Genomic DNA, 15,436 nt, shown 5'->3' on the forward strand with positions numbered 1-15,436 from the left:
GACCACTTGCGTGGTCTTTTTTGCATTCTGGCCAAAGTTCTTTCTGTCATTTCGGCCGGTATGCTACAGTCAAAAACCGGGCCAGAAGCCCTGGGCCTTCTGACCCTTATATTCCACACAATACAATATAGAGGACAACCGTGAATCGTTATTTGTTAAGTGCATTGACCCTGAGTTTGCTGGCCGGCGTGTCCGGCATGGCTGGCGCCGCTGATACTGCCAAGAAAGCCGCCGCCGCTCCCGCCACGGCCGTCGCTGCCGCGGCGCTGACGTCCGGCATCGCCGTCGAATACGTCGACCCTGCCGTGCGCGCGCAGGACGATCTGTTCCAGCACCTGAATGGCAAATGGCTGGCGGAAACTGTCATACCTGCCGACAAGTCGAGCTGGGGCAGCTTTGCCAAGCTGGCTGATGACACGCAAACGCAGCTGCGCGGCATCGTCGAAGGCGCGGCCGCCGACAAGGCCCGCGCGGCCGGTTCGAATGCCCAGAAAATCGGTGATTTTTATAACAGCTTCATGGATGAAGCCAAGCTGGAAAGCCTGGGCCTGACCCCCTTGAACGCGGAGCTGGCGAAAATCGCAGCGCTGCAGGACAAGGCGGAATTGCCGGCCGTGATCGCCCATTTCAGCAAACTGGGCGTGACCTCGCCTTACGACTTCGGCATCCACCAGGACGCCAAGGATTCCACCAAATACGTGGCCGACATCGTGCAAAGCGGCCTGGGCTTGCCTGACCGCGATTACTACCTGGAAGAAGGCAAGGCCGATACGCGCGCCAAGTACCTGGCCCACGTGGAAAAAATGCTCAGTTTGGCTGGCGACGCGAACGCTGCCGCCAATGCCAAGGCCATCCTGGCGCTGGAAACGGAACTGGCCAAGGCGCAATGGAGCAATGTGCAGAACCGCGACCCCGTCAAAACCTATAACAAGGTGGAACTGGCGAAATTGGCCAGCGTGGCGCCAGGCTACGACTGGGCCCGCTACCTGAAGGACACGGGCATCGCCGGCAAGGTCAATTATGTGATCGTCAGCCAGCCCAGCTACCTGAAAGGCTTTGCCGAGATCGCCAACAAGACGCCGCTGGAAACGTGGAAAGCATACTTCCAGTGGCACTTGCTGCACGCGAACGCCGGCTACCTGCCGAAAGCGTATGTCGATGAAAACTTCGCCTTCTATGGCACTACCCTGACGGGCGTGACGGAAATGCGTCCGCGCTGGAAACGCGGCGTGGGCGCCGTCGAAGGCGCGCTGGGTGAAGCCGTGGGCCAGCTGTACGTGGAGCAGTATTTCCCGGCCGAGCGCAAGGTGCGCATGGAAGCGCTGGTGAAAAACCTGATGACGGCCTACAAGCAAAGCATTGACAAGCTCGACTGGATGAGCCCGGTCACCAAGAAACAGGCGCAAATCAAACTGGCCAAGTTCACCACCAAAATCGGCTATCCGAACAAATGGCGCGATTACTCGGGCCTGACGGTGGCGCCCGACGACTTGATCGGCAACATCCAGCGTTCGCACCTGCTCAACTACAACCGCGAATTGAACAAGCTGGGCCAGCCTATCGACCGCGACGAGTGGGGCATGACGCCGCAGACCGTGAACGCCTATTACAATCCTGAGCTGAACGAAATCGTCTTCCCGGCCGCCATCCTGCAGGCGCCGTTCTTCGACGCGAACGCGGACGACGCCGTCAACTATGGCGCCATCGGCGGCGTGATCGGCCATGAAATCAGCCACGGCTTCGACGACCAGGGCGCCCAGTACGACGGCGACGGCAACCTGCGCGACTGGTGGACCAAGGCCGACCATAAAAACTTCGCCAAGAAAACCAAGCAACTGGTGGCGCAGTACAACAGCTTCAGCCCCGTCAAGGACCACTTCGTCAATGGCGAACTGACCCTGGGCGAAAACATCGCCGACAATTCCGGCGTGGCGATCGCTTATAAAGCGTACAAATTGTCGCTGAACGGCAAGAAAGCCCCCGTCATCGACGGCTTCACGGGCGAGCAGCGCTTCTACGCGGGCTTTGCCCAGGTATGGCGCATGAAGATGCGCGAAGCGCAGCAACTGGTCTTGCTGAAAACGGACCCGCACTCGCCAGGCCAGTTCCGCGCCAACGGCACCATGCGTAACCAGCCCGGCTTCTATCAAGCCTTCGACGTGAAACCGGGCGACAAGATGTATCTGCCACCGAAAGACCGCGTCATCATGTGGTAACAGCAGTGCTAACGCGCTAGCATCGAGCCGCCCCGCTATCAAGCCGGGCGGCTTTTTCACGCCCGTCGCGAACGTCGCGTAGGTCGGATTGGCGAAACGCGTAATCCGACAAATCGCTTGCTTATGCGCAGGCGAAAAAAAACCGCCCATCCGGGCGGTTCCTGGTTCAACGCGCTGGCTGAATTATTTGGCAGGCTCGGCTGCAGGAGCAGCGCCATCAGCGGCAGCGGCCGGTGCCGGCACTTCCGGTTCCTTGAACTTGCCGCCCGACGCGTTCGCAATGTAGACGACGGCGCGCGCCACTTCCACATCGTCGAGGTCGGGATTGCCGCCCTTGGCCGGCATGGCGCGCAGGCCTTCGATGGCGTGTTTCAGGACCGTATCGTAGCCTTGGGCCAGGCGGGCCGACCAGCTGCCCGCGTCGCCAAATTTCGGTGCACCGGCCACGCCGGCGCCATGGCAAGCCACGCAGGTCGCCGTGTAGACGGCTTCGCCGCTTTGCAGCACTTTCGGACCGCTGGCATCCTTGAAGGTAAAGCCGGCGTTGGCAACTGGGCTCAAGCGCTCGGCAATGGCTTCCGGCGACTGGCTGTCCGTACCGGCGCCCGTCAGTTTTTGCGCCGTGACGAACTGCACCAGCAGGATGATGCCGATGACGGTGATGAGGAAGAAGCCCGCTACGGCGGCAAGCAATTGTTTAGGCGTTTTGATCGCTGATTGTTGTTCGTTATGTGCGTCGCTCATGATGTCCTTAGTCCAGATTTGAAACTGATGGCCGTGTAAGGTAGCATTTTTACATGCTTGGATGTAAACCTTTATGAAACCCACAATTATAGGCACAAAAATTGAGCAGTGACATGCAATTGCCAGCGATACGACAGTTTCCGTAGACGTAGGTAAAGAAAAACGGTATCCTTCGCATCACTTCAGAAATTCCCCCTACGCGGCTGTAGCTCAGTGGATAGAGTATTGGCCTCCGAAGCCAAGGGTCGTGGGTTCGATCCCCGCCAGCCGCACCAAGATGTCTCCCGTCGTTTCCCTCAATTATTCCCCCTCTGTTCGCAGTTGATGGGTAGCCCTGTGCTTGTCCTTGCACAAATTGTTATACTATTTTGGTTGCGTTTATTGCGTTTGGTTCGTAATCTTGAATGGAAAGCAGGGAGGAATGCCATGTCGAATGTAATCGATCGTCTGGAAAATAAAGAAGACCAGGAACTGGCGAAAGCGGCGCAGCGCTGCCTGGTCAGTGCGCTGGATCATTCGCGTGCCGTGCGGATTGCCGTTCTGGAAGAGGGGGCGCAAGACTTGGGCGATGCCCCTTTGTTACGCTTGCCGCCGAATGTATTGCGTCTGTTTGCCGATGTACTGGGCACCCTGGCGCAAGGTAAGGCCGTGATGGTCATGCCGAAGGAACATGATGTGACGACGCAGGAAGCGGCGATGTATTTGAATATGTCGCGGCCCTATATGGTGCGCCTGCTCGAGGCTGGGAAGATTCCCCATCATAAGGTGGGTACGCACCGCCGGCTGCGCTTTGAGGATGTGGTGCAGTACAAGGATGAGCGCAAACAGCGTTCGCAACAGGCTTTGCAGGCCTTGGCAGATCAGGCGCAGGAGCTTGAACTGGGGTACTGATGGCCGGATACTATCGTTACACTGCCGTCCTTGATGCCTGTGTGCTGTATCCGGCACCCTTGCGGGATCTATTGCTGAGTTTGGCGGCGGACGGTATCTTCAGCGCACGCTGGACAGCGCAGATACAGGAGGAGTGGCAACGCAACTTGCTGCTCAAGCGGCCTGATCTCGACCCTTCGGCGTTGGCACGCACCAGCGTACTGATGGCCGAGGCAGTGGAGGACGGCCTGATCGAATCGTACGAATACCTGATTGATGCCTTGGTCTTGCCCGATGCCGACGACCGGCACGTGCTGGCGGCAGCCATCGTGGGACATGCGGACGCCGTCGTCACATTCAATCTCAAAGACTTCCCGGACGCGATCATGCGAGGGCACAACATTGAAGTCTTGCACCCCGATGATTTTTTGGTAGCGCAGTATGAACTGGCGCCGATACGCATGCTCAGTGTCGTCAAGGAAAACCGGGCGCGCTTGCGAAAACCGCCCAGATCCGCCGCAGAACTGATTGCCACCTACGAAGCGCAAGGCTTGCCGCAACTGGGCAAGTTGCTACGTTCCGCGATTGCCTTGCTCTAGTCTCCGCTCCACCGCTTCACCGCTCCACCGCTCCGCCCCCCTTAAAATACATGCTTGCATTTTCCTGAGGCTTGAACTGCTTTTTTTTCAGGCACTGCCCTGCTTGAAACGTCCCTGACGCCCCTGCCGTTGTCTGTTTACAACCTCCAAAGTCTCTCAGCCGCTGATATCAATATTGATATCGAAACAGTGGAAAAATTGATTGGAGAGATTATCGCCCAGCCCCTAAGATAAACGCCGAGCATGCGAACGACATGCAAGCGATACAAAAAATATCAATACAATATCTGGAGATTCATGATGCGCAACGCCACCGGCCCGCTCGCGGCCACTTCCCCTCGTCCATTCACCTTGAAGGCAGCCGTTGCGGCACTGGCCGGTATTGGCTTGCTGAGCACGGCTTCGGTCTGGGCGCAGGATGCGGTGGCTGCCGATGCCAGTGCCGAGCCTGCTGCGGAAGTGTCGGTCGTGACCGTCAGCGGCGTGCGCCGCTCGGCCCAGAATTCCCAGCAGATCAAGATGCGTTCGGACCAGGTCATCGATTCCATCGTTGCCGATGATATCGGCAAATTCCCCGATAACAACGTGGCCGAGACGCTGGCGCGCATTTCCGGCATCCAGATCCGCCGCGATTCGGGCGAAGCGAGCGCCGTCATGATCCGCGGCTTGCGCGATGTCACGACCCTGCTCAACGGCCGCGAACTGTTCACCACCACGGGCCGCTACGTCAACCTGGCCGACATTCCCGCCACCATGCTGCAGCGTGTCGACGTGTACAAGTCGCAGGGCGCAGACCAGGTCGAAGGCGGCGTGGCCGGCATCATCGACGTGCGCACCAACCGTCCGTTCGATTTCAAGGATTTCACGGCCAGCGTGAATACGCGCGCTGTCTACAGCGACAAATCCAAGGCCACCGACCCGAACATCAGCGGCATGCTGTCGAACCGCTGGAAGACGAGTATTGGCGAAGTGGGCGCGCTGCTGGGTTTGTCGCAGCAGCAGCACCGTTATCACGAGGAACGCGCATTCAATACGGCGCCCGTGGATAAAAGTTTCCTGTCGCCTGGTTTGACGGGGCCTGACCAGGTGGGCTTGCTGCCGATCAAGGGCGACCGCCGTCGCACCACCGCCAATGCCGTGCTGCAATGGCGTCCGAACGCCGACGTCGAGCTGTACGCGGAAGGCATGGCCACGCGCTTCCTGCTTGATGCCGAGTCCGATTACTTTGTCGGCTTGCCATGGTGGGGCACGCCTGTGTCCGCAACAAAAATTCCCGGCACCGACCAGCTGCAAACGCTCACGTCCACCAACGTCAACACCATCATGTCGACGCAGGCGAACAAGAACCAGACGAAGACGCATCAATTTGCCGTCGGCGGCTTGTGGGATATCAATCCGGAATGGCGTTTCACGTCGGAAGTGGCCAGCACCAAGAGCACGTATGCCTGGCGCAATCCGATTCTCGACGCGATTACCGTCGTGCCGAATGCCCGCGTCAATACCAACCAGAACGGCACCTTGCACGTCGACTACACCGGCAGCGATTTGCAAGACCCGTCGAATTACTATCTGAAGGGTTTCTTCGACCGTTACGGCAAGGACCAGGGCAGCTCGAACGACGTGCGCGCCGACCTGGCGTACACGCCCAGCGCCGGCGGCATCTTCAAGGAAATCAGCGTCGGCCTGCGCGGCGTGAAGCGCGAAGCCGAATCGATCAAGAGTTTCGAGGGCAATGCGGAAGCACCGGACGTGTCCGGCGCCGCGTTTCCGTTCGGCCGCCAGAGCGTGACGTCGATTCCTGGCCTTAATTGCTTGTCGGAACCGATGTCCAGCGGCGGCCCCGACTATGGCTTGAAGCAGTGGTACACTCCGTGCGCCAGCTTCCTGCTCAATAACACGGGCACCATCCGCGAAGCCGTCACGGGCAGCAGCGCGGCGCGCGCCATGGACCCGGGCTCGTTTTTCAAGGATACGGAAAAGACGTATTCCATCTATACCAAGGCGAAAATCGCCTTCAAGCTGGCCGAATATCCCGTTGACGGCACCCTGGGCGTGCGCGTCGTGCGCACCGAGCAAAGTCTGCAAGGCAACAGTTCGCAAGATGGCGTCTACACGCCTGTCATCAGCGACACGGCCAGCACCGATGTGCTGCCGAGCGTGGCCCTGAAAATCAAGCTGCGCTCGGACCTAGTCGGCCGCTTCGCTGCGGGCCGCACCATCAGCCGTCCCGGCTTTTCCCAGTTGAACCCGGGCGTGGCCCTCGTCAACTCGACGGAAACGGTCAAGGCGACGGGCGCGGGCGGCAATCCGAACTTGAAACCAGTCACGGGCGACAATGTCGATGCGGCACTGGAATGGTATTTCGCGCCGGCCGGTTCCGTCACGGCCACCGTGTTCCACCACAAGTTCGACGGCTATATCCAGCAACGCATTTCCAGCGAAACCATCGCCGGCAAGACCTATGACGTGGATCGTCCGTACAACACGGCCGCCGGCAAGCTGCAGGGCCTGGAAATTGGCTACCAGCAGTTTTATGACGGCTTGCCTGGCCTGTTGAGCGGCCTGGGCTTGCAAGCGAACGGTACCTACATGAGCGGCACCACGGACGACGAGACGGGCAGCCACGCCATCACGGGCGTGTCGCGCTATGCCTACAACCTGGTCGTGCTGTACGAAAAAGACGCGTGGTCGGGCCGCCTGGCCTACAACTGGCGCTCGAAATTCATCGACAGCTACAGCCAGGGCGGCCCCGGCCTGGACTTGAAAGTGGCGCCGACGGCCCAGCTTGACGGTTCGCTGTCGTACAAGATCAACGACCAGTTCACCGTGACCCTCGATGGGAATAACTTGCTCGACACCAAGTTCAAGGATTACTGGAACACTGCGGGCGTGTATCCGCGCGACACGCGCCGCTATGACCGCACGGTAGGGTTATCACTGCGCTGGAAAATGTAAGTTGGTCGCACAGTAAAAAATCAAGGGCGTTGCCATGGTTTCGGCCGGCAACGCCCCTGTCAGTTGGGCAGTCACGCACGATTCATCATAAAAAGAATGGACGGAAAGCATGGAGACGCAAAAATTATCTACCGTTGAAAAGGTCGGCTTCGGCGCCGGCGACATGGCGCTCAATGTCGTCATCTCGTCGATGATGTTGATCATCACCTTTTTCTATACCGATATCTATGGCTTGAAAACCACCGACCTGGCCCTGCTGTTCGTGGCCGTGAAAGTCATCGGCGCCATCGCCGACCTGGTCATGGGCCAGATCACCGACCGCTACAGCTTTGCCTCGGGCCGCTACCGTCCATACCTGCTGTGGCTGGCCGTGCCGTATGGCGTCAGCGTCTTCTTTGTGTTCAGCACGCCCGAGTGGCAGTATGACGCCAAGCTGATCTGGGCATACTCGACGTATATCCTGATGACCATCATGACGGCCGGCGTGGGCATCCCCTATATTTCCCTGATCAGCGGCCTGACCAGCGACCCGCAGGACCGCCTGTCGGCCAACGGCTACCGCCTGTTCTTCGCCAAGATCGGCGCCTTCATGGTGACCATCGTCGTGCCGATCCTGTCGCAGCGCTGGGGCGGCGGCAACCCGGCCGTCGGCTACCAGGCGGCCATGGCCGTGATGGCCGTCATGGGCGTGGCCCTGTTCCTGTTCTGCTATTTCTCCACCACCGAGCGCGTCGTGCACGTGGTGGAAAAGCAATCGTTGCTCGATCAATTGAAAGTGCTGCTGCAGAACGACCAGTGGCTGGTGCTGTGCGGCGTGTGCGTCACGGGCACCATCGGCTATGTCGTGCGCGGCTCGGTCGCCATTTATTACGCGAAATACTATCTGGGCGGTAGCACGGAAACCGTGGCCGCCTTCCTCACGACGGGCGTGGTGGCCGCCATCCTGGCCATGATCGCTTCGACCTGGATCACCAAGTTTTACTGCAAGGTAAAACTATTCCGCTACACGCAGATCGGCGTCGCCCTGATCAGCCTGGCGATCTATTTCTTTGTGAAGCCGAGCGACACCGTGCTGGCCTTTGCCCTGTATTTCCTGCTGTCCTTTGTCGTGGACTTGCACGCGCCCGTGTTCTGGTCGGCCATCGCGGAAACCATCGATTACGGTCAAGTGAAAACGGGCAAGCGCGTCTCCGGCTTTGCCTTTGGCGGCATTTCCGTCTGCCAGAAGGCGGGCATGGCGGTCGCGGGCGGCCTGGTCGGCGTGCTGCTGGCGTATTTCGACTACCAGCCCAACCATGAGCAAACGCAATTCGCCCTGAACGGCATCGCCCTGATGCTGTCGATCATCCCCGGCTTTTTCCATTTGCTGATGGGCTTGCTGATGTTCAAGTACCGCATCAGCGACAGCTATTACACGGGCGTGAAAACCGAAATGCACAAGCGCGGCTATGTGGCGGCGTAAGAATAATTGAATGGAGTAAACAACATGGCAGACGTCTTGAAACCGCTGATCGAACAGCGCGCCGACCCGCATATCTACCGCCACAGCGACGGCTACTATTACTTTACGGCGTCCGTGCCCCAGTACGACCGCATCGAACTGCGCCGCGCCGACAGCATTGCCGGCCTGGCCGGCGCGCAAACGGTCGACGTGTGGCACAAACCGGAAACGGGGCCGTACAGCGAGCTGGTGTGGGCGCCCGAGCTGCACTTCAACCAGGGCGCCTGGTATGTGTATTTCGCCGCCGCGCCAAGCCGCGAGATCAAACATAAACTGTTCCAGCACCGCATGTATGCGATCCGCAATACGAATGCGAATCCACTGGAAGGCGAATGGGAATTCATGGGCCAGATCGACACGGGCATCGACACCTTCTGCCTGGACGCCACCACGTTCGAGCACGACGGCGTGCTGTACTATTTGTGGGCGCAGAAAGATGTGGCCATCGAGGGCAATTCGAACCTGTACATCGCGCCGATGGCCACGCCGTGGCAGCTGGCTGGTCCGCCCGTGATGCTGAGTAAACCTGAATTCGACTGGGAAATTCGCGGCTTCTGGGTCAACGAAGGGCCGTCCGTGCTGAAGCGTAACGGCAAGATCTTCATCAGCTATTCCGCCAGTGCCACCGATGAAAACTACGCGATGGGTTTGCTGTGGGCCGATGACACGTCCGACCTGCTCGATCCTGCGGCGTGGAGCAAGTCGCCCGAGCCCGTGTTTGCCACCTGCTACGAGCACGGCATCTACGGCCCCGGCCACAACAGCTTCACGACGGCCGGCGAAGGTGTGTTGCTGGTGTACCATGCCCGCACCTACACGGAAATCGTTGGCGACCCCCTGTGGAACCCGGATCGCCACACCTTTGTCAAACCGTTGCGCTGGGATGCGCAAGGCATGCCTGTGTTTGGCCGTTCATCGACCCTGTAAAACCTGGACCGACGCCATGACCCCAGTTGATTCTGTTTCAGTGACGCAATTGCCGTTCGGCACCCTGCCCGATGGCCAGCACGTCAGCGTATTTACCCTGACGAACCGCCACGGCATGCAAGTCAAGGTGCTCGACTTGGGCGCCATCATCAGCGAAATCCACGTGCCGGACCGCAACGGCAGCTTTGCCGACGTGGTGCTGGGATTTGATCGCATCGAACCGTATCTGCACAACAGCGCCTTCCTGGGCGCCGTCATCGGCCGCTTCGGCAACCGCATCGCCGAGGGACGTTTCAGTCTGGACGGCAAGGATTACCAGCTGGCCGTGAATAACCCGCCGAATCACTTGCATGGCGGAAATCAGGGCTTTCACCAGGTTATGTGGCAAGCCGCGCCGTTCACCAGGGACGATGCCGTGGGCATCAAGTTCACGCGCAGCAGTCCGCACGGCGAAGACGGTTATCCGGGCAAGCTGGACGTCACCGTCGTGTACGAACTGGACAACGACAATGCGCTGCACCTGCGCTACCACGCCGTGACGGACCAGGCCACGCCGATCAACCTGACCAACCACAGCTATTTTAATCTGGCGGGGCAGGGCGATATCCTCGGCCACGAGTTGTCCATCGACGCGGACCGCTACCTGCCCGTGGACGCGGGGTCGATCCCCACGGGCGAACTGGCGGACGTGTCCGGCACGCCGTTCGACTTGCGCCAGAGCACCGTCATCGGCAGCAGCATCGATGTGCAGCATGAGCAGCTGCGCATCGGCCGCGGCTACGACCATAACTTTGTGCTCAATAAACAGGCAGATCATGGGCTGAACCTGGCCGCCACCGTGCGCGAGCCGCAATCGGGCAGGGTGATGCAGGTGTACACGCAGGAGCCGGGTATCCAGTTTTATTCGGGCAATTTCCTCGACGGTAGCCAGCAGGGCAAGCAAGGCGCCATCTGCTATCGCGGCGCGCTATGCCTGGAAACCCAGCATTTCCCGGATTCGCCGAACCAGTCGCACTTCCCCAGCACCATTTTGCGCCCGGGTCAGGTGTATCAAACGCAAACCGTGTACCGCTTTTCCGCCGAGTAAGCACCGCCGCTAAAACAGCCCACGCCCTGCCGCCACGCGCGCGCAGGGCGTTTTCATTGGTGCTGATAGATATCGTTTTCGATATCGGAACGCATTAAAAATTGATTGGAAAGGCATGGCAGGATTCTTTAGTATTCCAACATCGCTGCCCGGGCCGACGACATTAGATCCGGCATGGCACAACCAGGAGAATGGCATGTCTGAGACAAAAAAGAAGGTAGCCCTGCGCTCGGCCGAGTGGTTCGGCTCGCAGGATAAGAACGGCTTCATGTACCGCAGCTGGATGAAAAACCAGGGCATACCTGACCACGAGTTTCACGGCAAGCCCATCATCGGCATCTGCAATACCTGGTCCGAACTGACCCCCTGCAACGCACATTTCCGCCAGCTGGCCGAGCACGTCAAGCGCGGCATCCTGGAGGCGGGCGGTTTCCCAGTGGAATTCCCCGTCTTCTCGAATGGCGAATCGAATTTGCGCCCGACAGCCATGCTGACGCGCAACCTGGCGTCGATGGACGTGGAAGAATCGATCCGCGGCAACCCCATGGACGCCGTCGTGCTGCTGGTCGGCTGCGACAAGACGACGCCGGCGCTGCTGATGGGCGCGGCCAGCGTCGACATTCCGACCATCGTCGTCAGCGGCGGCCCCATGCTGAACGGCAAGCTCAATGGCAAGGACATCGGTTCCGGCACGGCCGTGTGGCAGCTGCACGAACAGATGAAGGCAGGTTCCATCACTCTGCATCAGTTCATGTCGGCCGAATCGGGCATGTCGCGCTCGGCCGGTACCTGCAACACCATGGGCACGGCCTCGACGATGGCCAGCATGGCGGAAGCGCTGGGCACGTCCCTGCCGCACAACGCCGCCATCCCCGCCGTCGATTCGCGCCGCTACGTGCTGGCCCACATGTCGGGCATTCGCATCGTCGAGATGGTGCACGAAGACCTGCGCCTGTCGAAAGTGCTGACGCGCGAAGCGTTTGAAAACGCCATCAAGGTCAACGCCGCCATCGGCGGCTCGACCAATGCCGTGATCCACCTGAAAGCGATTGCCGGGCGCATCGGCGTGCCGCTGGAGCTGGAAGACTGGACCAAGGTAGGCCGCGGCACGCCGACTATCGTCGACTTGCTGCCGTCGGGCCGTTTCCTGATGGAAGAGTTTTACTACGCGGGCGGCTTGCCGGCCGTGATACGCCGCCTGGGCGAGGGCGATTTGCTGCCGCACAAGAACGCGCTGACCGTCAACGGCAAGTCGCTGTGGGACAACTGCGTCGAAGCGCCGATCTACAACGACGAGGTGGTGCGCACCTTGGACAACCCCTTGCTGGCCGATGGCGGCATTTGCGTGTTGCGCGGCAACCTGGCGCCACGCGGTGCCGTGTTGAAACCGTCGGCCGCCTCGCCGCATCTGATGCAGCATCGCGGCAAGGCCGTCGTGTTCGAAGATTTTGAACATTACAAGGCGCGCATCGTTGATCCGGATCTGGATGTGGACGCGAACTCCGTGCTGGTCATGAAGAACTGCGGCCCGAAAGGCTATCCTGGCATGGCCGAAGTGGGCAACATGGGCTTGCCGCCGAAACTGCTGGCGCAAGGCATCACCGACATGGTGCGCATCTCGGATGCGCGCATGAGCGGCACGGCCTACGGCACCGTCGTGCTGCACGTGGCGCCGGAAGCGATGGCCGGCGGCCCGCTGGGCATCGTCAGGGATGGCGACATGATCGCCCTCGACTGCCACAACGGCAGCCTGAACATCGACATCAGCGACGCGGAAATCGCCGAGCGCCTGGCGGCCCGCGAACTGGGCAGCGCACCCGGGCCGAAGAGCGGCTACCAGCAGCTGTACATCGAACACGTGTTGCAGGCCGACGAAGGCTGCGATTTCGACTTCCTGGTCGGCAATCGCGGTTCCGCCGTGCCGCGCCACTCACACTAAGCGGAGAATCCCATGCTGTTGCTGCAATTTACGAATGAACACGGCGGGCGCCTCGTCGGCCTGCTGCAAGACGACGCCATCCGCGTCATCGAAGGCTACAACACGACGTATGCGCTGGCGCAAGACGCCATCCGAAAGAAAGTCAGCCTGGCGGACCTGGTCAACGCCACAGTCGGCAACACCACGCATTCCTATGCGGACGTGGCCGCTGCCGGACGTGTGCTGCCGCCGCTCGACCACGCGGACGAAGCGCACTGCTACGTGACGGGCACGGGCCTGACCCACCTGGGCAGTGCCGGCGCGCGCGACGCCATGCACAAGAAGATCGGCGGCGATGCCGAGTCCCTGAGCGACTCGATGAAAATGTTCCGCCTGGGCGTGGAAGGCGGCAAGCCGGCTGACGGCACGGCCGGCGCCCAGCCCGAATGGTTCTATAAAGGCGACGGCTCCATCGTGCGCGCCGGCGGCCAGCCGCTGCGCATGCCGGACTTTGCCCTCGATGGCGGCGAAGAGCCGGAAATCGCCGGCCTGTACGTGATCGGCGATGACGGCCAGCCCTACCGGGTCGGCTACGCCATCGGCAATGAATTCTCCGACCACATCACGGAGCGCCAGAACTATCTGTACCTGGCCCACTCGAAGCTGCGCGCCTGCAGCGTCGGACCGGCCCTGCTGGTGGGCGAATTGCCCGCGCATATCGCCGGCGCCTCGCGCGTGCTGGACGCGGCTGGCAATGTGCGCTGGGAAAAAGCGTTCGTCAGCGGCGAAGAGAATATGTCGCACACGATTGCCAACCTGGAACACCATCACTTCAAGTATCCGCTGTTCAAGCGCCCTGGCGACGTGCACGTACACTTCTTTGGCACGGCAACGTTAAGCTTTGCCGATGGCGTGAGCGTGGCGCCGGGTGAAACCTTTGAAATCGAAGCGCCGGCCTTCGGCCCTGCCTTGCGCAACCGCCTCGATGTCTTCCCAACCGAATTTGCGAAAGTGAGCACATTATGAGTTTCAATATCACCGGTGATGCATTGATCGGCGGCGTCGCCGTCAAGGGCAATGGCGGCTCCTTCGAAGCGTGGGACCCGGCTGCGCGCGCGCACATCGCGCCCGCTTTCCACATGGTCGACGCCGCGCAAATCGACGCGGCGTGCCGTTTGGCCCAAGCCGCGTTCGATCCGTACCGCGCCACCAGCGATGCGGAACGCGCCGATTTTCTCGACACCATCGCCGCGCAAATCCTCGAGCTGGGCGACGACCTGATCGTGCGCGCCATGACGGAAAGCGGCTTGCCGCGCGCGCGCCTGGAAGGCGAACGTGGCCGTACGGTGGGTCAGCTGAAATTGTTCGCCGGCTTGCTGCGCGAGGGTTCATGGACCGATGCACGCATCGACAGCCCGCTGCCTGACCGCGTGCCGCCGCGTCCTGACTTGCGCTTGCGCATGATCGGCCTGGGCCCCGTCGCCGTGTTTGCGGCCAGTAACTTCCCACTGGCCTTCTCGGTGGCCGGTGGCGATACGGCCTCGGCCCTGGCGGCCGGTTGCCCTGTCGTGCTGAAAGCTCACTCGGCCCATCCGGGCACGTCGGAGCTGGTGGCGCGCGCGATTGTGAAAGCGATTGCCCTGTGCAAGCTGCCGGCCGGCGTATTCGCCCTGCTGACGGGCACGGGCAATGGCATCGGCCAGACCCTGGTGGCCCATCCCGCCATCCAGGCTGTCGGCTTTACGGGTTCGCGTTCGGGCGGCATCGCCCTGATGAAGGTGGCGGCGGAACGTGCGCAACCGATACCCGTATATGCTGAAATGAGCAGCATCAATCCCGTCTTCGTGCTGCCGCAAGCGCTGGCCGCCCGTGGCGCGGCGATCGCCAGCGGCTTTGCCGCCTCGCTGACCATGGGCGTGGGCCAGTTCTGCACCAATCCCGGCCTCGTGCTGGGCTTGGAAGGCCCTGACTTTACGGCGTTTGCCGCCGCTGCCGCCGAGGCGCTGGCGCCGGCGCCTGCCGCCACCATGTTGACGGCCGGCATAGCCAGCAGCTATGCCAAGGGCGTGGCCGCGCTGGCGCAGCATGCCGACGTGACGCCGCTGGTGCAAAACACGGGCGACGAAGGCAAGGGTGCCGCCGCCCTGTTCGTCACGTCGGGCGAAGCGTTTTTGGTCAAGCACGATCTGCGCGACGAAGTCTTCGGTCCCGCTTCCCTGTTGGTCGCCTGCCGCGACATCGAGCAATTGCTGGCGATCACGGAAAGCCTGGAAGGCCAGCTGACGGCCACCCTGCAAATGGATGCCGGCGACGTGGACGATGCGCGCCGCCTGCTGCCCGTGCTGGAGCGCCGCGTGGGCCGCATCCTGGCCAACGGTTTCCCGACGGGCGTGGAAGTGTCGACGGCCATGGTGCACGGCGGCCCGTTCCCGGCCACGTCGGACGGCCGCAGCACGTCCGTGGGCACGGCGGCCATCAACCGCTTCCTGCGTCCCGTGTCGTACCAGAACCTGCCGCAAGACTTGCTGCCGGAGTCGCTGCGCGACGATAATCCGCTGGGCATCTGGCGCCGTCACGATGGCGTGCTGGGTAAACTTTAATCACAAAAAATAAAAATAT

The 15,436-nt window shown here is 60.9% G+C and carries 11 protein-coding genes and 1 tRNA gene; 11 read left to right on the forward strand and 1 reads right to left on the reverse strand.

Going from position 1 to position 15,436, the window contains the following annotated elements; genetic code table 11:
- Window positions 1-140 precede the first annotated feature (140 nt).
- Window positions 141-2,216: a M13 family metallopeptidase gene (locus VM94_RS01870; protein WP_046681923.1), complete on the forward strand. Its 2,076-nt coding sequence runs from the start codon at window positions 141-143 to the stop codon at window positions 2,214-2,216.
- Between the two features lie 183 nt (window positions 2,217-2,399).
- On the opposite strand, the gene VM94_RS01875 is transcribed toward VM94_RS01870, so the two are convergent.
- A complete protein-coding gene (locus VM94_RS01875) occupies window positions 2,400-2,960 on the reverse strand; it encodes a c-type cytochrome (RefSeq protein WP_046681924.1) in 561 nt (186 codons plus the stop codon).
- A gap of 199 nt (window positions 2,961-3,159) precedes the next feature.
- On the opposite strand from VM94_RS01875, the gene VM94_RS01880 reads away from it, so the two are divergent.
- The 10 genes from VM94_RS01880 (at window position 3,160) to VM94_RS01925 (ending at window position 15,417) form a co-directional block, all read left to right on the forward strand.
- Window positions 3,160-3,235 (forward strand) — tRNA-Arg (locus VM94_RS01880).
- 151 nt (window positions 3,236-3,386) lie between these two features.
- The gene (locus VM94_RS01885; protein WP_046681925.1) at window positions 3,387-3,851 is read left to right on the forward strand and encodes a helix-turn-helix domain-containing protein; all 465 of its coding nucleotides are present in this window, start codon (window positions 3,387-3,389) and stop codon (window positions 3,849-3,851) included.
- Window positions 3,851-4,429 (forward strand): PIN domain-containing protein, encoded by a 579-nt coding sequence (locus VM94_RS01890; protein WP_034752913.1) that lies wholly within the window; start codon window positions 3,851-3,853, stop codon window positions 4,427-4,429. Before VM94_RS01885 ends, VM94_RS01890 begins: the two co-directional genes overlap by 1 nt.
- A gap of 297 nt (window positions 4,430-4,726) precedes the next feature.
- Window positions 4,727-7,384 carry a TonB-dependent receptor gene (locus VM94_RS01895; protein WP_046681926.1) on the forward strand — a complete coding sequence of 886 codons (2,658 nt, stop codon included), beginning with the start codon at window positions 4,727-4,729 and terminating at the stop codon, window positions 7,382-7,384.
- Between the two features lie 109 nt (window positions 7,385-7,493).
- A complete protein-coding gene (locus tag VM94_RS01900; RefSeq protein ID WP_046681927.1) occupies window positions 7,494-8,846 on the forward strand; it encodes an MFS transporter in 1,353 nt (450 codons plus the stop codon).
- A 24-nt stretch (window positions 8,847-8,870) separates the two neighbouring features.
- The gene (locus VM94_RS01905) at window positions 8,871-9,812 is read left to right on the forward strand and encodes a glycoside hydrolase family 43 protein (RefSeq protein ID WP_046681928.1); all 942 of its coding nucleotides are present in this window, start codon (window positions 8,871-8,873) and stop codon (window positions 9,810-9,812) included.
- Window positions 9,813-9,828: 16 nt separating this feature from the next.
- Entirely contained in the window at window positions 9,829-10,899 is a 1,071-nt protein-coding gene (locus VM94_RS01910; protein ID WP_052755458.1) for an aldose epimerase family protein, read from the forward strand.
- Between the two features lie 196 nt (window positions 10,900-11,095).
- A complete protein-coding gene (locus tag VM94_RS01915; RefSeq protein ID WP_034752921.1) occupies window positions 11,096-12,838 on the forward strand; it encodes an IlvD/Edd family dehydratase in 1,743 nt (580 codons plus the stop codon).
- Window positions 12,839-12,850: 12 nt separating this feature from the next.
- On the forward strand, window positions 12,851-13,843 hold the full coding sequence (gene araD1, locus VM94_RS01920) for an AraD1 family protein (RefSeq protein WP_046681929.1): 993 nt from the start codon (window positions 12,851-12,853) through the stop codon (window positions 13,841-13,843).
- Window positions 13,840-15,417, forward strand: coding sequence for an aldehyde dehydrogenase (NADP(+)) (locus VM94_RS01925; RefSeq protein WP_046681930.1), 1,578 nt, complete (start codon window positions 13,840-13,842; stop codon window positions 15,415-15,417). The genes araD1 and VM94_RS01925 overlap by 4 nt, the downstream gene beginning before the upstream one ends.
- The last annotated feature ends 19 nt before the right edge of the window (window positions 15,418-15,436 follow it).

Origin of the sequence: Janthinobacterium sp. KBS0711 (genome assembly GCF_000988085.1) — a bacterium.
GTDB classification, from domain to species: domain Bacteria; phylum Pseudomonadota; class Gammaproteobacteria; order Burkholderiales; family Burkholderiaceae_D; genus Janthinobacterium; species Janthinobacterium lividum_E.